The 17,946-nt window shown below is 72.9% G+C and carries 18 protein-coding genes and 1 tRNA gene; 7 read left to right on the forward strand and 12 right to left on the reverse strand.

Translation table 11 applies throughout. From position 1 onward, the window contains the following. The first annotated feature begins 94 nt into the window (after window positions 1–94). Window positions 95–670, forward strand: a complete 576-nt coding sequence (locus ACZ63H_RS10305) for a TerD family protein (RefSeq protein WP_030779593.1) — start codon at window positions 95–97, stop codon at window positions 668–670. A gap of 72 nt (window positions 671–742) precedes the next feature. Here the strand turns inward: ACZ63H_RS10305 and ACZ63H_RS10310 are convergent, their stop codons facing one another. Beyond that, a complete protein-coding gene (locus ACZ63H_RS10310) occupies window positions 743–1,243 on the reverse strand; it encodes a hypothetical protein (protein ID WP_469863444.1) in 501 nt (166 codons plus the stop codon). A 90-nt stretch (window positions 1,244–1,333) separates the two neighbouring features. On the opposite strand from ACZ63H_RS10310, the gene ACZ63H_RS10315 reads away from it, so the two are divergent. Then, the gene (locus tag ACZ63H_RS10315; protein ID WP_469863446.1) at window positions 1,334–2,725 is read left to right on the forward strand and encodes a M1 family metallopeptidase; all 1,392 of its coding nucleotides are present in this window, start codon (window positions 1,334–1,336) and stop codon (window positions 2,723–2,725) included. Window positions 2,726–2,755: 30 nt separating this feature from the next. Here the strand turns inward: ACZ63H_RS10315 and ACZ63H_RS10320 are convergent, their stop codons facing one another. The 3 genes from ACZ63H_RS10320 to ACZ63H_RS10330 form a co-directional block, all read right to left on the reverse strand. Further along, on the reverse strand, window positions 2,756–3,448 hold the full coding sequence (locus tag ACZ63H_RS10320; RefSeq protein WP_469863448.1) for a pentapeptide repeat-containing protein: 693 nt from the start codon (window positions 3,446–3,448) through the stop codon (window positions 2,756–2,758). Window positions 3,449–3,524: 76 nt separating this feature from the next. Continuing rightward, window positions 3,525–4,931 carry an NAD(P)/FAD-dependent oxidoreductase gene (locus tag ACZ63H_RS10325; protein WP_469863450.1) on the reverse strand — a complete coding sequence of 469 codons (1,407 nt, stop codon included), beginning with the start codon at window positions 4,929–4,931 and terminating at the stop codon, window positions 3,525–3,527. A 10-nt stretch (window positions 4,932–4,941) separates the two neighbouring features. Continuing rightward, window positions 4,942–5,595 carry a rhomboid-like protein gene (locus tag ACZ63H_RS10330; RefSeq protein ID WP_469863452.1) on the reverse strand — a complete coding sequence of 218 codons (654 nt, stop codon included), beginning with the start codon at window positions 5,593–5,595 and terminating at the stop codon, window positions 4,942–4,944. Here ACZ63H_RS10330 and ACZ63H_RS10335 point away from each other — a divergent pair. Continuing rightward, a complete protein-coding gene (locus tag ACZ63H_RS10335) occupies window positions 5,594–6,505 on the forward strand; it encodes an aminoglycoside phosphotransferase family protein (protein ID WP_469863454.1) in 912 nt (303 codons plus the stop codon). The genes ACZ63H_RS10330 and ACZ63H_RS10335 overlap by 2 nt on opposite strands. Window positions 6,506–6,546: 41 nt before the next feature. Here the strand turns inward: ACZ63H_RS10335 and ACZ63H_RS10340 are convergent. Then, window positions 6,547–6,620 (reverse strand) — tRNA-Thr (locus tag ACZ63H_RS10340). Window positions 6,621–6,826: 206 nt separating this feature from the next. Here ACZ63H_RS10340 and msiK point away from each other — a divergent pair. The 3 genes from msiK to ACZ63H_RS10355 all read left to right on the forward strand — a co-directional run bounded on the left by msiK (window position 6,827) and on the right by ACZ63H_RS10355 (window position 9,616). Continuing rightward, entirely contained in the window at window positions 6,827–7,963 is a 1,137-nt protein-coding gene (gene msiK, locus ACZ63H_RS10345) for a diacetylchitobiose ABC transporter ATP-binding protein MsiK (protein WP_469863456.1), read from the forward strand. Between the two features lie 179 nt (window positions 7,964–8,142). Next, window positions 8,143–8,604, forward strand: coding sequence for a hypothetical protein (locus ACZ63H_RS10350; protein WP_469863457.1), 462 nt, complete (start codon window positions 8,143–8,145; stop codon window positions 8,602–8,604). A gap of 280 nt (window positions 8,605–8,884) precedes the next feature. After that, window positions 8,885–9,616 (forward strand): nucleotidyltransferase family protein, encoded by a 732-nt coding sequence (locus ACZ63H_RS10355; RefSeq protein WP_469863459.1) that lies wholly within the window; start codon window positions 8,885–8,887, stop codon window positions 9,614–9,616. Between the two features lie 65 nt (window positions 9,617–9,681). On the opposite strand, the gene ACZ63H_RS10360 is transcribed toward ACZ63H_RS10355, so the two are convergent. The 7 genes from ACZ63H_RS10360 to ACZ63H_RS10390 form a co-directional block, all read right to left on the reverse strand. Then, complete coding sequence (locus ACZ63H_RS10360) at window positions 9,682–11,358, reverse strand: DoxX family protein (RefSeq protein WP_469863461.1); 1,677 nt, start codon at window positions 11,356–11,358, stop codon at window positions 9,682–9,684. 149 nt (window positions 11,359–11,507) lie between these two features. Next, entirely contained in the window at window positions 11,508–12,449 is a 942-nt protein-coding gene (gene rlmB / locus ACZ63H_RS10365) for a 23S rRNA (guanosine(2251)-2'-O)-methyltransferase RlmB (protein ID WP_469863463.1), read from the reverse strand. A gap of 89 nt (window positions 12,450–12,538) precedes the next feature. Further along, on the reverse strand, window positions 12,539–13,942 hold the full coding sequence (gene cysS / locus ACZ63H_RS10370) for a cysteine--tRNA ligase (RefSeq protein WP_469863465.1): 1,404 nt from the start codon (window positions 13,940–13,942) through the stop codon (window positions 12,539–12,541). Between the two features lie 58 nt (window positions 13,943–14,000). Beyond that, window positions 14,001–14,405 (reverse strand): PPOX class F420-dependent oxidoreductase, encoded by a 405-nt coding sequence (locus ACZ63H_RS10375; protein ID WP_469863467.1) that lies wholly within the window; start codon window positions 14,403–14,405, stop codon window positions 14,001–14,003. 57 nt (window positions 14,406–14,462) lie between these two features. Then, complete coding sequence (ispF, locus tag ACZ63H_RS10380) at window positions 14,463–14,957, reverse strand: 2-C-methyl-D-erythritol 2,4-cyclodiphosphate synthase (RefSeq protein WP_469863469.1); 495 nt, start codon at window positions 14,955–14,957, stop codon at window positions 14,463–14,465. Next, window positions 14,947–15,699 (reverse strand): 2-C-methyl-D-erythritol 4-phosphate cytidylyltransferase, encoded by a 753-nt coding sequence (gene ispD / locus ACZ63H_RS10385; RefSeq protein ID WP_469863471.1) that lies wholly within the window; start codon window positions 15,697–15,699, stop codon window positions 14,947–14,949. Before ispD ends, ispF begins: the two co-directional genes overlap by 11 nt. Before the next feature lie 279 nt (window positions 15,700–15,978). Then, window positions 15,979–16,461, reverse strand: coding sequence for a CarD family transcriptional regulator (locus tag ACZ63H_RS10390; protein ID WP_003953493.1), 483 nt, complete (start codon window positions 16,459–16,461; stop codon window positions 15,979–15,981). A 615-nt stretch (window positions 16,462–17,076) separates the two neighbouring features. On the opposite strand from ACZ63H_RS10390, the gene ACZ63H_RS10395 reads away from it, so the two are divergent. After that, the gene (locus ACZ63H_RS10395) at window positions 17,077–17,772 is read left to right on the forward strand and encodes a copper chaperone PCu(A)C domain-containing protein (protein ID WP_469863473.1); all 696 of its coding nucleotides are present in this window, start codon (window positions 17,077–17,079) and stop codon (window positions 17,770–17,772) included. Window positions 17,773–17,946: the final 174 nt, after the last annotated feature.

Below are 17,946 nucleotides of genomic sequence, written 5' to 3' on the forward strand. Positions count from 1 at the left end.
TCGTTGTCCCGGGTGGCGGTAGCTTCGTCGCCATAGCTTCATCGGCACAGATGTGCACACATATGCACGGGTATCCAAGGAAGGGACTCCCAACATGGCTGTAAGCCTGTCCAAGGGTGGCAACGTCTCGCTCACCAAGGAGGCTCCGGGCCTGACCGCCGTCACCGTGGGCCTCGGCTGGGACGTCCGCACCACCACCGGCACGGACTTCGACCTGGACGCCTCCGCCATCGCGGTGAACACCCAGGGCAAGGTCTACTCGGACGCCCACTTCGTGTTCTTCAACAACAAGCAGACCCCGGACAACTCCATCGTCCACACGGGTGACAACCGCACCGGCGAGGGCGCGGGCGACGACGAGGCGATCAACGTCGACCTGGCCGCGCTCCCGGCCGACGTCGACAAGATCGTCTTCCCGGTGTCCATCTACGACGCCGAGAACCGCGGCCAGAACTTCGGCCAGGTCCGCAACGCCTACATCCGCATCGTCAACCAGGCCGGCGGCGCCGAGATCGCGCGCTACGACCTGTCGGAGGACGCGGCCACCGAGACGGCCATGATCTTCGGCGAGCTGTACCGCAACGGCGCGGAGTGGAAGTTCCGCGCGGTCGGCCAGGGTTACGCCTCGGGCCTGGTGGGCATCGCCCAGGACTTCGGCGTCAACGTCTGACGCACCGTCGCACGTCCGGACCCCCGGCCGCCGCAGGACCGGCCCGGGGGTCCGCCCCTTCCCCGACCGGTCCTACGGCAGCCGGGGGAAGCGGGCCTGGAGGGTCCAGACCACCGGGTTCTCCGCCAGGTCCTCGTGCAGGTCGACGAGGTCCGCCAGCAGGTCGTGCAGGAAGTCCCGGGCCTCCCGGCGCAGTTCGGCGTGCGGGAAGGAGAGCGGGGACTCCTCGGCGGGCGTCCAGTCCGAGGTGATGTCGACCCAGCCGAAACGGCGCTCGAACAGCATCCGGTCGGTGGACTCGGTGAAGTCCAGCTCCGCCCGCTGCGGCCGGGCGGCCCGGGAGCCCAGCGGGTCGCGGTCCAGTTGCTCGGCGATGTCGCACAGCGCCCACGCGAAGTCCAGCACCGGCACCCATCCCCAGGCCGTGGACAGCTCCCGGTCGGTCTCGGTGTCCGCGAGGTAGACGTCCCCGCAGAACAGGTCGTGCCGCAGCGCGTGCGCGTCCGCGCGCCGGTAGTCGGTCTGCGGGGGATCCGGGAACCGGGTGGAGAGGGCATAGCCGATGTCGAGCACGGGGAGATGGTGTCACGCCGGCCCGCCCGGCTGCGCCCGCGTACGCCCGGAACCGCCCGCGGTGCGTGCCGCCCGCCTAGGATCACTGACATGTCCAGATCGGTACGCCTTGTCCCGGCCGTCGCCGCCCTGCTCGCCCTCGCCGTCACCGCCACCGCGTGCGACACCGGCGTCCGGGGCACCCCGGGCGGCTCCGGCGCCGGCGACCCGTACTTCCCGAAGGCCGGCAACGGCGGCTACGACGTCGGGCACTACCGCCTCGTCCTGGACTACACCCCGGCCGGCCGCCGGCTCACCGGCACCGCGGTCATCACCGCCCGCGCCACCCGCGACCTGTCCGCGTTCCACCTCGACCTGTCCGGACTGCGCGTCGACTCCGTCCGCGTGGAGGGCGAGAAGGCCCGCTGGAGCCGCTCCGGGCAGGAACTCACCGTCCGCCCGCACACCGGCCTCGACAAGGGCGAGACCTTCCTCGTGACGGTCCGCTACTCGGGCACCCCGCGCACCCTCACCGACGCCGACGGCTCACGGGAGGGCTGGCTGCCCACCGCCGACGGCGCCGTGGCCCTCGGCGAACCCGTCGGCTCCATGACCTGGTACCCCGGCAACCACCACCCCTCCGACAAGGCGACCTACGACATCTCGGTCACCGTTCCCGAGGGCCTCCAGGCCGTCTCCACCGGCGAGCAGACGGACCAGAGCACGAAGGACGGCCGGACGACCTACCGCTGGCAGACGGCCCAGCCCATGGCGGGCTACCTCGCCACCGTCGCCATCGGCCGCTTCGACATCACCCGCACCACCGGCCCGCACGGACTGCCGGTCGTCACCGCCGTCGACCCCGGCCAGGCCGAGGCGAGCGCCGAGGTGCTCGCGAAGATCCCGGAGATCCTCGACTGGGCGGAGTACAACTTCGGGCCCTACCCCTTCTCCTCCGCCGGCGCCGTCGTGGACCGCCCGGGCGACGCCGGCTACGCCCTGGAGACCCAGACCCGCCCCTTCTTCCCCGGCCCGCCCGACGTCTCCACCCTGGTGCACGAACTCGCCCACCAGTGGTACGGCGACTCGGTCGGCCCCGCCTCCTGGCGGGACATGTGGCTCAACGAGGGCTTCGCGACCTACGCGGAGTGGCTCTACGACGAGGACAACGGCGGGCCCACCGCCCAGGAGACCTTCACCGAACTGTACGAGGAAGGGCCCGACGACCTCTGGGCCTTCCCGCCGGCCAGGCCGTCGAGCGCCGCGCACATCTCCGACACCCCCGTCTACCAGCGCGGCGCGATGGTCCTGCAGAAGATCCGCCGGACGGTCGGCGACGACACCTTCTACGACATCGTGCAGGGCTGGGCCGCCGCCCACCGGCACGGCACCGCCGACACCGCCGGCTTCGTCCGGTACGTGGAGGGGAAGGCCCCGGGCGAGGACTTCCGCACGATCTGGAAGGACTGGCTGTACGGCGACGGCAAGCCCGCCCACGCCTGAGGCCCCCGGGCCCGGCCCCGGCCGGGCCCCTCAGTCCAGCACCCGGATACCCAGCTCCGCCGCCAGCACCGGGGCCAGGTCCAGCAGTTGCCCGGTTCCGATCACCGCACCGGACAGCCGGTCCAGGCCCCGGACGATCTCCAGCGGCGCGGCCCCGCGCAGATCGACGTCCGCCAGCGTCGCGCCGCCGAAGTCGGCCTCCCGCAGGGCGCAGTCGACGAACTCGACCCGCTCCAGCCGCGCCCCCGCGAAGTCCGGCTCGACCAGCACACAGGACTCGAAGACGACGTCCTTCAGGCGGGCCTCGCGCAGGTTCAGAAAGTCGATCTTGCCGCCCCGGACCACGACCCGCTCCAGCACCGCCCCGTGCATCCGGGCGCCCCCGAGGCGCGCGTCGACCAGCTCGACATCGCGGAACGTGGCCTCCGCGAGCCCGGTGCCGACCCCGCGCGGGCCGGTCAGGACCGAGTCCAGCACCCGGGCCCTGCCCAGCTCCGTCCCGTCCAGCACACAGCCCGTCAGCGCGCAGTCCATGAACCGGGCGCCCCGGCCGTCCTGCCCGGTCAGGTCCCGCTCCCGGAACTCCAGGCCGTCGTAGTCACCGTCCGGCTCCAGTGCGCCGCCGTCCCAGTCGTCCAGCGCCGGCAGCCGCAGCACGGGCCGCCGCGCGCCCCGCACCGCCGCCCGGGCCCCGGCCCCGCTCCCCGTCGTCCGCCTCACCATGCCCCCATGCTGCACCCCGCCACCGACAATCCGCCCCGAGCCGCGCGAACACCGGGGGGAGCCGGGCCGGGCCCGGTCACTGGCGGCCCGCCACCCGGTCCGCCAGCCGGGCCAGCCGCGAGGACCGCAGGTCCGGGTAGCGGCGTTCGCGCCGGTCGGCGGCGCGGTAGGTGGCGTACATGCCCCGCACGCCCAGCCAGCGCAGGGGTTCCGGCTCCCACTTGCGGACCCGGTGGCCCACCCAGGGCAGCTCCGTCAGCTCGGTCCGCCCGCCCTGGCCGGAGTCCTGCCGGACCAGGTCGCGCAGGGTGCGGGCGGCCAGGTTGGCGGTGGCGACGCCCGAGCCGACGTAGCCGCCCGCCCAGCCGAGCCCGGTGGAGCGGTCCAGCGTGACGGTGGCGCACCAGTCGCGCGGCACGCCGAGCACCCCCGACCAGGCGTGCTCGATCCGCACACCCGCCAGGGCCGGGAAGAAGCGGGTGAGGATCTCGCGCAGCGCCGCGACGGCCGCCTCCTGTGTGCGGCCGTCGTTGTCGGTGCGCGAGCCGAAGCGGTACGGCACCCCGCGCCCGCCGAGCGCGATCCGGCCGTCGGCCGTGCGCTGGGCGTACATGTAGGCGTGCGCCATGTCGCCGAGGGTCTCCCGGCCCGTCCAGCCGATCGCAGCCCACTGCTCCCCGATCAGCGGCTCGGTCGCGATCATCGAGGAGTTCATCGGCAGCCAGGTCCGCTTCTGGCCCTTGAGGGCGGGGGTGAAGCCCTCGGTGCAGCGCAGGACGTAGGACGCGCGGACCGTGCCGTAGGGGGTGACCGCGTGCCCGGGGCGGATCTCGGTCACCGGTGTCGACTCGTGGAGGGTCACCCCCAGCGCCTCCACGACCGCCGCGAGCCCCTTGACCAGCTTCACCGGGTGCAGCCGGGCGCCGTGCGGGGTCCAGGTGGAGCCGACGGCGTCCGCGACCCGGATCCGCCCGGCGGTCTCGCGGGCGCCGTACAGCTCCCGGTCCGTCTCGCCGTAGGACAGCTCGTGCGCGTGGAACGCCTTCAGCCGGGCCAACTGCGCAGGCGTGGTGGCCACTTCGAGGACACCGCCCTGGTGGATGTCGGCGTCGACGCCCTCCGCGCGGGCCACCGCGACCACCTCGGCGACCGTGTCGTTCATCGCCTTCTGGAGCCGTACGGCGGCCTCGTGGCCGTGCAGCCGGGCGTACCGGTCGCGGCCCGCGATCCCGTTGTACAGCCAGCCGCCGTTGCGGCCGGAGGCGCCGTAGCCGCAGAACTTCTGCTCCAGCACGGTGATCCGCAGGAAGGGCGCCGCCTTCTTCAGGTAGTACGCCGTCCACAGGCCGGTGTACCCGCCGCCGACGATGGCGACGTCGGCGGAGGCGTCCCCGGTCAGCGGCTCGCGCACCGCCGGAAGACCGTCGTCCGCGTACCAGAACGAGACGCCGCCGTTGACGGCGCTGCTTGCCGAGCTGTTCATGGCCGGGACGTTAACCCCTGGCCCGGGCCGGTGTCTCCTTCGGATTCCGTGCTTTCCCCCGCCCCCCGGCCAGCGGACGGCAGGCGAGACCGAGCAGCGCGGCCAGGAGGTGCCCGACGTCCGTGAAGGTGGGCCCGGCGGCCAGCGGCAGCGTGAACACGGCGAGCACCGCCGCCAGATACCCGTACCGCCAGGGCGCCGGGAGCCGGTAGCAGAGCACCGCGATCACCCCGGCCAGCGCGTAACTGACCCCGATGTCCAGGGTGTCGACGGCCGCGAGCGGGGCCCGGCCCGTGCGGATCGCCGCCAGCAGCACGGCCTCGCTCGCCAGCGACGCCGCCACGTGGGCGAGCGCACACACCGCGAGCCAGCGGGCCGTGCCCAGCCAGCGTTCGGCCGGCGCGTGGAACACCGTGTACAGGAAGGCGTACGGCAGCCAGTGCCCGCTCTCGGTCCACATCGCACTCGCCACCAACACCCGCACCGGGCTGCGCGACAGCTCGTGCAGGTTGGTCGACCGGTGCCGCAGGAAGTTCTCCTCGAACTCGGGCGGCATGGAGTGCAGCACCACGGTCGTGACGAACAGCACCCCCAGCCACACGTGCGTGCCGGGAGCCGCGCGGACGTACGCCCACGCCCGGCCCGGGACCCGGTTAATTCGCATGAGCCGATTGACGCACGCCGGTATCGTCCGACCGGTGATCGACATTCCCGCGAAGCTCGCCGAGGCACAGGAGATGTACAACGGCGCGACGGGCAAGGCGTTCATCACCGCGCTGCCGGACCTCGCGGCCGGTTTCCTGGACCGCTGGGAGCTACGGCTCGACGGGCCGTCCATGCACGGCGTCAGCGCCCTGGTGCTGCCGGTGGTCCGCGCCGACGGCCTCCGCGCGGTCCTCAAGCTCCAGCTGCTCGACGAGGAGAGCGAGGGCGAGCCGGTCGCGCTGCGCGCCTGGGACGGCGACGGGGCCGTACGGCTCCTCGACCACGACCCGGCCACCGGCACCATGCTCCTGGAGCGCCTGGACGAGGGCCGGATGCTGGCCCACCTCGCCGACACCCGGGAGGCGGTCCTGGTCATCGCCCGGCTGCTGGCCCACCTCACGTCCTTCCCGGCCCCGCCCGGACTGCGCCGGCTCGGCGACATCACCGCGTCCATGCTGGAGCGGACCCCCCGGGCGCTGGAGCGCATCCCCGACCTCGAGGCCCGCCGGATCGTCGCCGACTGCGCCGCCGCCGTCCGCGAGGTCGCCGCCGAACCCGGCGACCGGCTGCTGCACTGGGACCTGCACGACGAGAACGTGCTGGCCGCCGGGCGTGCCGACTGGCTCGCCATCGACCCCAAGCCGCTGGCCGGCGACCCCGGCTTCGAGCTGTGGCCCGCCCTGGACAACCGGTTCGAGGCGGCCGAGGTCCGCTGGCGCTTCGACGCGATGACCGACGTCCTCGGCCTGGACCGGGCCAGGGCCCGCGCCTGGACCTACGGCCGGCTGCTGCAGAACGCCCTGTGGGACGTCGAGGACGGCAGGCCCGTCGAGGCCCGCCAGCTGGAGATCGCCCGCCTGCTGGCATGAGAAAAGCCCAGGTGGGAGCGGGTCCCACCCGGGCTTGCCGGAGCCCCCTGTCGGATTCGAACCGACGACCTTCGCTTTACAAGAGCGGCGCTCTGACCAGCTGAGCTAAGGAGGCGCGCACCGGGGTGCTCGTGCAGTGTACCCAGGTCCGGGGGGCGTCCCGTCGAGAATTTCCGCGAAGTTCACCGGGGCCGAAGTACTGACACGGCAGGTGATCGCCAGGTAGCGTCTCGGTCCAGTTCACCCCGGTGGACTACGCGAACCACCTTCCTACAACGGATCGTCCGGCACGTTCCTGCCGGTAGAAGGGGGCCCTTCACCATGGCCACAGTCACGTTCGACAAGGCGACCCGGATCTACCCGGGTTCCGACAAGCCCGCCGTCGACGCGCTCGACATCGCGATCGAGGACGGCGAGTTCCTCGTCCTGGTCGGCCCGTCCGGTTGCGGCAAGTCCACCTCGCTGCGGATGCTCGCGGGCCTGGAGGACGTCAACGGCGGCGCCATCCGCATCGGTGACCGCGACGTCACGCACCTGCCGCCCAAGGACCGGGACATCGCCATGGTGTTCCAGAACTACGCCCTGTACCCGCACATGACGGTCGCCGACAACATGGGCTTCGCGCTCAAGATCGCCGGTGTGCCGAAGGCGGAGATCCGGCAGAAGGTCGAGGAGGCCGCGAAGATCCTCGACCTCAGCGAGTACCTGGACCGCAAGCCGAAGGCGCTCTCCGGCGGTCAGCGCCAGCGTGTCGCCATGGGCCGCGCCATCGTGCGCGAGCCGCAGGTCTTCCTCATGGACGAGCCGCTGTCCAACCTGGACGCCAAGCTGCGTGTCTCCACCCGTACGCAGATCGCCTCGCTCCAGCGCCGGCTGGGCATCACCACCGTCTACGTCACCCACGACCAGGTCGAGGCCATGACGATGGGCGACCGCGTGGCGGTCCTCAAGGACGGTCTGCTCCAGCAGGTCGACTCGCCGCGGAACATGTACGACAAGCCCGCGAACCTCTTCGTCGCCGGCTTCATCGGCTCCCCCGCCATGAACCTGATCGAGGTCCCGATCACCGACGGCGGCGTGAAGTTCGGCAACAGCGTCGTCCCGGTCAACCGGGAGGCCCTCAAGGCCGCCGCCGACAGGGGCGACCGCACGGTCACCGTCGGTGTCCGTCCCGAGCACTTCGACGTGGTCGAGCTGAACGGCGGCGCCGCCGCGTCCCTGACGAAGGACAGCGCCGACGCCCCGGCCGGTCTCGCCGTCTCGGTGAACGTCGTGGAGGAGACCGGCGCCGACGGCTACGTCTACGGCACCGTCGAGGTCGGCGGCGAGCGCAAGGACCTCGTGGTCCGCGTCAACAGCCGCGCCGTGCCGGAGAAGGGCGCCACGCTGCACGTCGTGCCGCGGCCGGGCGAGACCCACGTGTTCTCCACCTCCACCGGCGAGCGGCTGACCGACTGACGGTCCCACCGCACCGGAAGGGCCCCGCACGCTCGGCGTGCGGGGCCCTTGCCGCGGACCGCCCGGTCCTTTCCGTGGACCGTTCCGTCAACCCCGTTACCCGGAAATCCGTGCTTCCTCATCCCCCGAAGGGGTGACGCAGTGTCTCCATCTCATCACCGGGCGCTACCCTCACACGCGTGAAGCACTCCACCACCCCACAGACGCGACGCGGCCACCGGGGCGGCCCTGCCCGCCGGATCGGCCGCACTCTCGCCCTCGTCCTGCCCGTCGTCATGGTGCTCTCCGGGACCCTCGCGGTCACCCGGGTCAACTGGACGGGGAGCCCCGCCGGCTCGGTGCTGGCCGCATCCGACGTGACGTCGGCGACGATCCCCGCCCGCACGGCCGCCCGCGCACCGCAGGACGTGCTCCGCGAGCAACTGATGAGCGAGCTCCAGCACAAGGACCCGGGCGTGGTGCTCACCCACCTCCAGCGGGCCGTCAACGGACGCCCCGGGCTCGCCCGGCACTGCTCCTCCATCGCCCGCGCCCTCGGCACGGCCGCGGTGCGCATCTACGGCGCCCCGCGCGCCCAGTCCTACGCCCGGCCGGTGTGCGACACGGCCTTCGCCTCGGGCGTCCTGGCCGCGCACAGCTGACCCGGGGGCCCGGCGGCGGGCACCCGGCCCCTTCACCGCCGCCCCACCTCGGCGGCCGTCAGACCCGCTGCCACGCGCCCCGTCACGGCGGGGCACGGGCCCCCGCCGCCCGCCCCACCACGCCGGGCGCACGGGCCCTTCGCCACCACCCCCGCGGCGCCCCGTGCGGGCCCGCGCCACGGCGGACGCGAGCCCTTCGCCGCCGCGCCGCCCCGCCGTGGTGCCCGCGCGGGCCGTTGCCGCCGACCGGGCGCCGCGCGGTGCCACGTACAGTGCGGTCATGACCCATCCGAGCGCCGCGTCGCGCCCCACTCAAGCCGTGGTCCTGGCCGGTGGCCAGGGCTCGCGGCTGCGTCCGTACACCGACGACCGGCCCAAGCCGATGGTCGAGATCCCCGGCACGGGCACGCCGATCATCGGCCACCAGCTCACCTGGCTCGCCGAGGAGGGCGTGACGGACGTGGTGGTCTCCTGCGGCCACCTCGCCGACGTCCTGCAGAACTGGCTGGACTCGGCCGACCTGCCCGTCTCCGTCACCACCGTCGTCGAGAAGGAGCCCCTCGGCCGCGGTGGCGGCCTGCGCCACGCCGCCACGCGGCTGCCCCATCCCGACCGGCCCTGGTACGCCACCAACGGTGACATCTGGACGCGGTTCTCCCTGCGGGACATGGCCGACTTCCACACCGAGCGCGACGCCGTGGCGACCCTCGCGCTGGCCCGGCCGCGCCTTCCGTGGGGGGCGGTGCAGACCGACGGGTTCGGGCACATCACCGACTTCATCGAGGCCCCGCCGTCCACGTTCGAGATCAACGCCGGCGTGTACGTGTTCTCCCCCGGGTTCGCCACGCTGCTGCCCGAGCGGGGGGACCACGAGCGGACGACGTTCCCCCGGCTGGCCCGGGAGAACAAGCTGGCCGGCTTCCCCATCCCGCAGGGGGCGTACTGGCGGGCCATCGACACGGCGAAGGACCTGACCGAGGCGGCCAGGGAACTGGCGGCCCTGAGCCGCTAGCCCGCACGACGAAGGGGCCCCGTACCGGAGAGGTACGGGGCCCCTTTTCGCCGTCTTCGGGCCCGTCAGCCCAGCAGGCCGCCCACCAGGCCCGGCTGGCCCGTGGCCGTGGAGCCGCCCGAGGTGGTGCCGGTGGTGCTGCCGCCGGTCGACGTGGTGCCGCCGGTGGTGGTCGTGCCGCCCGTGCTGGTGGGGCCCGCCGTGGTGCTGGGGACGCCGCCGGTCGGCGCGGACCGGCGCGGCGGGACCTGGCCCGTGGTGCCCTGGGTCTGGGACGGGGCCGCGGTGGTGGCGCCCGTGGTGGCGCGGTCGGTGCCGGGCGGGGTCGCCGCCTGGGAGGGGCTCGCACCGGCCGTGGCACCGCCCGTGGGCGTGGCGGAGGCCGCCGGGGTCTTCTTGTGCCGCTTGCCGGGCTCCTGCGGGAGCGGGGAGCCGGGCAGCTGGTTGCGGGGGGCCTCGCCGGGGCCGGGGACGACCACGCGGCCGGAGTCGCGGACCGCGCCGCCCAGCAGGGAGCCGATGAGCAGGGTCAGGCCGACGGTGACGGCCGTGATCAGCGCGCCGCGGCGCAGTACGTGGCGGCGCAGCTCCCAGATGTCGGAGCGGGGGCCGAGCCGCCGCCAGGCGCCGCCCGCGAGGCGGCCGTCCACCGAGTACACGGGGGCGCCGGCGATGATCAGCGGGGACCAGGCGGCCAGGTAGATGATGTCCGGCGCGTCGTAGGCCGGGACCGTCTTCCAGCTGACGGTGACGATCAGGGCGGCCGAGAGCAGGGCACCGACGACCGCGGCCACGCGCTGCCAGCAGCCCAGGATGGTCAGGACGCCGACGACGACCTGGAGGAAGGCGATGACCAGGCCGGAGCCGACCGGGTGCTGGAGCGCGAACTGGCGCAGCGGCTCGGCCACGTCCCACGGGTGCAGGGTGTTGAGCCACTTCACCATGGAGCCGCGCTCGCCGCCGTCGAAGTAGACGGGGTCGCACAGCTTGCCCATGCCGGCGTAGATGGAGATGAACCCCAGGAAGATCCTGAGCGGGAGCAGGACCACGCCCAGGTTCATCCGGCGGCCCGGGTAGTAGGCGTGCCGGGCCGGGTCGTCGCTCTGGCGCCGGGTGCGGCGCGGGCCGTCTTCCTCCGGGTCCGGGCCGGGCCCGGCCGGGTACGCGTCGTACGGGTCGTGGTCGGCGCCGGGGTGGGACGGGGGGTCGTAGGCGCCGGTGACCGTGCGCATGTGCGGCAGGAGACGGGTGGCGTCGGGGGCGGTGCGCTGGTGGCCGACGACCGGGGTCTGCACGGTCTGGTCCGGTTCGGCGTAGGCGTCGGCGTAGCCGGTCTGCACGCGCGGGATGACCTGGGTGGCGCCGGTCTCGGGCTCGTCGGCGTGGCGGACGCTGCTGCCCCGCACGGCCTGGAGGAGCCGGTGTGCGCCGGTGTCGTCGGGGGCGGACCGGCCGCTCCAGACGACGGGACGACGACGGCCGGTGGCGTCGGCCGCCCGGCCCGCCGTGCCCAGGACCGGCCTGCGGGCGGTCTCCTGGCCGGTGGCGTGCAGATGCCGGGTGATCCGCGGGGACTGGGTGCCCCTCGCCGCCGCGCCCAGCTGCACGCGGAAGCTGGCGTGATTGACGATGACCTGCGCCGGATCGCTCGGCACCTTCACCATGCTCAGCGCGGGAGCGTCGTCGAAACCCGACGAGCGGTCCCCCGTGGGTGTGCGGGGTGTTCTGGTGTCCACACTCATCTAACCGAGTGACGTGGTGTTAGGACACTGCTTTGACCCGCCGGATGTGTCCGGACCCCGTCAAAGCCGTGCCCACCCCGTCATGGCCACCCGAATCAGCCCGCAAGAGGGAGGCACCGGACGGGTGTTCAGCCCGCCCGGACCGCCGGTCAGCTCCGCCTGCGCGCCGTCTCGTACAGCACGATCCCGGCCGCCACGCCCGCGTTGAGCGACTCCGCGCCGCCCGGCATCGGGATGCGCACCCGGACGTCGCAGGTCTCGCCGACCAGGCGGGACAGGCCCTTGCCCTCGCTGCCGACGACGATGACCACCGGGCCCTCCAGGGCCTGCAGCTCGCCGAGTTCGGCCTCGCCGTCCGCCGCCAGACCGACCACCGTGCAACCGGCCTTCTTGTAGGCCTCCAGGGTCCGGGTGAGGTTAGTGGCGCGGGCGACCGGCGTGCGGGCGGCCGTACCGGCGGAGGTCTTCCAGGCGCCCGCGGTCATGCCGGCCGAACGGCGCTCGGGGACGACCACGCCGTGGCCGCCGAAGGCGGAGACCGAGCGGACGACGGCGCCGAGGTTGCGCGGGTCGGTGACCCCGTCCAGGGCGACGACCAGCGGGTCCTCGCCCTCCTCGGCGGCGGCGTCGAGGAGGTCCTCGGGGTGCGCGTACTCGTACGGCGGGACCTGGAGGACCAGGCCCTGGTGGTTGAGGCCGTTGGTCATGCGGTCCAGCTCGGGGCGCGGGGCCTCCATGAGGTTGATGCCGCCGCGCTCGGCGGCGAGCTGGAGGGCCTCGCGGACGCGCTCGTCGTTGTCGACGAACTGCTGGACGTAGAGCGTGGAGGCGGGGACGCCCTCGCGCAGCGCCTCCACCACCGGGTTGCGGCCCACCACCAGCTCGGAGGCGGACCTGCCGCCGCCCCGGCGCTGCTGGGTGCGGCCCTGGGCGCGGCGCGCCTTGGCCGCGGCGGCGCGCTGCTTGGCGTGCCCCTTGCGCATTTCGGCGGGCGGGGTCGGGCCCTTTCCTTCCAGGCCCCGGCGCCGCTTGCCGCCGCTGCCGACCTGCGCGCCCTTCTTGCCGGACATGCGGCGGTTGTTCGCGGCCATGAGTTACCCGTCTCCGTTGAGGCTTCGTACGTACGTCTTATGCAGTGTGCCGCCCGGAGGGCCGGGCGGCACAGTCGATCAGTCGCCGGTCAGCGCGCGCCGAGGCTCCAGCGCGGGCCCTGGGGGCTGTCCTCGATGACGAGCCCCGAGTCCTTGAGCTGGTCCCGGATGGCGTCGGCGGTGGCCCAGTCCTTGCGGGCGCGGGCGGACTCGCGCTGGTCGAGGACCAGGCGGACGAGGCTGTCGACCACGCCCTGGAGGTCCTCGCCCCGGTCGCCGCCCTCGCCGCCCCAGTGCGCGTCGAGCGGGTCGAGCCCGAGGACGCCGAGCATGGCCCGCACCTCGGCGAGCCGGGCGACGGCGGCGTCCTTGTCGTCGGCGGCGAGGGCGCTGTTGCCCTGCCGGACGGTGGTGTGCACGACGGCGAGGGCCTGCGGGACGCCCAGGTCGTCGTCCATCGCCTCGGCGAAGGCGGGCGGGACCTCGTCGGCCGGCTCGACGGTCTTGCCGGCCAGCTCGGTGACCCGCTGGGCGAAGCCCTCGATCCGCGCGAACGCGGACTCGGCCTCGCGCAGGGACTCCTCGCTGTACTCGATCATCGAGCGGTAGTGCGGGGTGCCCAGGTAGTAGCGCAGCACGATCGGGCGCCACTGCTTGACCATCTCGCCGACCAGGACGCTGTTGCCGAGCGACTTGGACATCTTGTCGCCGGCCATGGTGACCCAGGCGTTGTGCACCCAGTACCGGGCGAACTCGTCGCCGTAGGCCTTGGCCTGGGCGATCTCGTTCTCGTGGTGCGGGAAGATCAGGTCGAGGCCGCCGCCGTGGATGTCGAAGGCGCTGCCCAGGTACTTGTGGGCCATGGCCGAGCACTCCAGGTGCCAGCCGGGGCGGCCCGGTCCCCAGGGGGTCGGCCAGCTCGGCTCGCCGGGCTTGACCGCCTTCCACAGGGCGAAGTCGCGCGGGTCCCGCTTGCCGGTCTCGCCCTCGCCGGACGGCTGGAGCAGGTTGTCCAGCTCCTGCCGGGACAGCTCCAGGTAGCCGGGGAAGGAACGGACGTCGAAGTAGACGTTGCCGTCGGCCGCGTAGGCGTGCCCGCGGTCGATGAGGCCCCGCATCATCTCGACCATCTCGGTGATGTGGCCGGTGGCGCGGGGCTCGTAGGTCGGCGGCAGGCAGCCGAGGGCGGTGTAGCCCTCGTTGAACGCGCGCTCGTTCTCGTACCCGATCGACCACCAGGGCCGGTGCTGCTCGTGGCTCTTGGTGATGATCTTGTCGTCGATGTCGGTGACGTTGCGGATGAACGTCACCTCATAGCCGCGGTAGGCGAACCAGCGGCGCATGATGTCGAAGTTGAGACCCGAGCGGATGTGGCCGATGTGAGGGGCCGCCTGCACGGTGGCGCCACACAGGTAGATCGAGACGCAGCCCGGCTTGAGCGGGGAGAAGTCACGGATCTGCCGGGCGCTGGTGTCGTACAGGCGAATCGTCACCACTCCAGAGTAGTGGGCGCGTGGCGGTGCCATGCGCCTTCCCCGGAGGAACTCCGCCTCACAGCCTTCCGACGACCTTGCGCGGCCGGATGCGCACGACCACGCGCTGGGCGTCGTTGACCGAGTCGGGGTTGAACTCCTTGTAGTCCTTGCCGGTGTACTTGCGGCTGAGTTCGTCGATGAGTTCGGGGCCCTCGTCCGTCGTCACCTCGGCGGTGCCGCGGATCTCGGCGTACTCGTACGGGGACTCGGGGTTCAGGACGACGGCCGTCACCCGGGGGTCGCGCTCGAGGTTCAGGTACTTGCGGCGGTCGACGGTGGTGGAGAAGAGCAGGTCGTCGCCGTCGCGCTTGACCCAGACCGGGGACAGCTGCGGGCTGCCGTCGGGCTGGAGGGTGCCGACGACGATGAACACCTTGCCGTCGAGCACGGACTTCAGGCGGTCGGACAGAACGGCGGACATGGGTACCCTCCGGAGTCCAGGGATCACTGGTGGTCGTGAGGGTACCCTCGCACGCCGTCAGTTCACCCGCACCACCAGGGCCGTCGCGACCGCCATCAGCCCCTCCTCGCGGCCGGGGAAGCCGAGGCCGTCGGTGGTGGCGCCGGAGACCGACACGGGGGCGCCGGCCGCCTCGGAGAGGATCCTCTCCGCCTCGTCGCGGCGCTTGCCGATCTTCGGGCGGGGGCCGATCACCTGGACGGCGACGTTGCCGACGGCGAAGCCCGCCGCCCGTACGATCCGCGCGGCCTCGGCGAGCAGCGTGGTGCCGGAGGCGCCGGACCACTCGGGGCGGCCGGTGCCGAAGTGCTGTCCCAGGTCACCGAGCCCGGCGGCGGAGAACAGCGCGTTGCAGGCCGCGTGGGCGACCACGTCGGCGTCGGAGTGGCCGGCCAGTCCGGGTCCCTCGCCCTCCCACTTCAGGCCGGCGCACCACAGTTCGCGGCCCTCCTCGAAGGCGTGGATGTCGGTGCCGATGCCGACCCGGGGAAGCGGCGGTGCCTCAGAAGCCATCGGTGAGCCTCCTGCGGGCCAGGACCGCCTCGGCGAGGACCAGGTCCAGCGGGCGGGTGACCTTGAAGGCCTCCTCGTGACCGGGGACGGCCACGACCGTGAGCCCGAGCCGCTCGACCATGCCCGCGTCGTCGGTGACGTTCCCGGTGACGCTCTCGTGGGCGCGGACCAGGGTGGCCCGGTCGAAGCCCTGCGGGGTCTGGACGGCGCGCAGCCGGGCCCGCTCGGGGGTGGCGACGACCGGCTCCGGGTCGCCGGGCGCGGCGGCGGGGTCGACCTCCTTGACGGTGTCGGCCAGCGGCAGCGCGGGCACCACGGCGGGGGCGCCGTCGCGTACGGCCTCCACGACCGCGTCGACCGTCTCGACCGGGACCAGCGGGCGGGCCGCGTCGTGGACCAGCACGACGCCGTACTGCGGCGGCAGGGCGTCCAGGCCGAGGCGCACCGACTCCTGGCGGGACTCCCCGCCGGGGACGACCAGGAAGTCGGTCCTCTCGGGCAGCGCGTGCGCGTCGAGCAGGGACTTCACCTCGGCGGCGCCGTCCGGCGGGGCCACGACGATCACCAGGGAGACGTGGCGGGACGCGGCGAGGGCGCGCACCGCGTGGATGAGCATGGGCGTGCCGTTCAGCGCGCGGAGTGCCTTGGGGGCGCCCGGACCGAGGCGCACGCCCCGGCCGGCGGCGGGAATCACGGCGGCGACGGGGCTCTGCGCGGGCGTGGGACGCGATTCGTCAGACATCGGTTCCTGTCAGGTTTGTGTGCTCGACCTACGTGGGTATGGCCTGGAGGAGTGCCGGGCGCGACGCCTTGACCGGACCCTTTCCGTGACCCTGGTCGAGCCATCCGCCCGGGCCCGGCACGCCGAGTATCGGGGGGTTGTTCCACAGGCTTCCCGAGGCACGCCCTGCGGGGACGAAGATGCCGCAGCGCCCGGCGACAGGGTCAGTGTCATCGGGCACCGCGGCATTTCACTGCTGTGCTGGGCGTGCCGGAAGCGAGGGTTCGCTGCCGCTGCGTGTCAGGAGGCGAGCACCTCGTCGAGCAGGGCCTCGGCCTTGTCCTCGTTCGTGTTCTCCGCGAGCGCCAGCTCGCTCACCAGGATCTGGCGGGCCTTGGCGAGCATGCGCTTCTCACCGGCGGACAGTCCGCGCTCGCGCTCGCGACGCCACAGGTCACGCACGACTTCCGCGACCTTGATGACATCGCCGGAGGCGAGCTTCTCCAGGTTTGCCTTGTAGCGACGGGACCAGTTCGTGGGCTCCTCGGCGTACGGCGCGCGCAGCACCTCGAAGACTCGGTCCAGTCCGTCCTGACCGACCACATCACGCACGCCGACGAACTCCGCATTGTCCGCTGGCACACGTACCGTCAGGTCACCCTGGGCGACCTTCAGCACCAAGTAGGTCTTGTCCACGCCTTTGATCTGGCGAGTTTCGATAGCCTCGATCAGCGCGGCCCCGTGATGGGGATAGACCACGGTGTCGCCAACCTTGAACGTCATGTGACAGGTACCCCTTCCGTGGCTATCCAGGGTAACACGGATACGGCGTCTTCTGAATGGCGTTTTCGCAGGTCAGGGCATATCTCGGGGCTTGACAACAGCAACCGGGACGTGCTGCGAGGGCCCCACGGAAGCGGGTATTCGCAGGTCGGAGGGGCTCTTCGGGCAAGGGGAAACGCGTACGTTACACGCCTCGGGAGGGCGTTCCAAGTGGAGGAACGTCCCGGTTTGTCCGATGTCAGCCGTGCGACTTCCGCTACTCCGTTCGGTGCCCACCGGTGGATGTGAGCCGATTCAGGAATTGATCTACGGCAGGCGGGCGGGTGCGCCGTGATCAATTTCGGGGAGCGCCGCGCATTCCTTCACGGAAATTTCGCGCGGGGTGCCGCAAGGCGCGCACCTCGCGTTATGCGAATGCCGGGCGAACGCCTCCCCGGCGTGTCCGGGGAGTCACTTCCGCCCGGCGCGGTACCCCCACCTGGAGGGATGGACGGGCCTCGGGGGAGGGTCGGGTGCGGCGGCCTGGGAACGGCTCGGTAACCTAAGCGCGCTGACAGACACTTAGGGCGGCTTTATCAGAGGAGCCGTCCGCGCGTTCAAGGAGTTGCCGCCGCCGTGAGCAGCAGCCTTCGACGCGGCGCCCTCGCCGCCTCCGCCATCGTCTTCTCGATCGCCTCGCTCGCCGCCTGCGGCGCCGGCAACGACTCGCAGACCCTGGAGATCCAGCCGGACAACGCGGCGACCAGCGTCGGCGCCATCAAGATCCAGAACGCCCTGGTCATCACCCAGCCCGATCTGAAGGCGACGGGTCCCGCGGTCATCTCCGCGACCCTGTTCAATTCCGGCGACACCGCCGAGACCCTGGAGTCCGTCGCCCTGGGCAGCGGCACGTCCGCCGAGCTGAAGCCCGCCAAGGGCAAGAGCGTGACCGTCCCCGCGGGCGGCTCGCTGGTCCTCGGCGGCAAGGGCAACGCCTCCGCGACGCTGCCCAGCGGCCGCGAGGCCGTCAAGGACGGCGACGCCCAGAAGATCACCTTCACCTTCAGCAAGACCGGCAAGGTGGGCCTGAGCGCCTTCGTGGTCCCGGCCACCAGCTACTTCGACAAGTGGGGCCCGTCGCAGATCCCGTCCGCGCCGGCGTCCGCCTCGCCGTCGAAGTCCGGCGCGCCGGGCGCGAACCCCTCCGCGAGCGGCAAGCCGGAGAAGAGCGGCGAGCCCGGCAAGAGCGGCGAGGCGACCCCGTCGGGCAGCGCCTCCGGTGAGGCCGTCACCCCGGACGACTCGGCGTCGCAGTCGGCCGCCGGCCACTGACGGGCCACAGGGCCGCCGGCCCGCCGTACGCCCGCGGGCGTACCGGCCGCGCGGGCACGGGGGGGGGGGGGGGGGGGGGGGGGGGGGGGGGGGGGGGGGGTGCGTGGGGGGGGGGGGGGGGGGGGGGAGGGGGGGGAGGGGGGGGGGGGAGGAGGGGGAGGCGCAGAAAAGGGC

The sequence above is a fragment of the Streptomyces sp. NPDC104831 genome, from assembly GCF_055583025.1.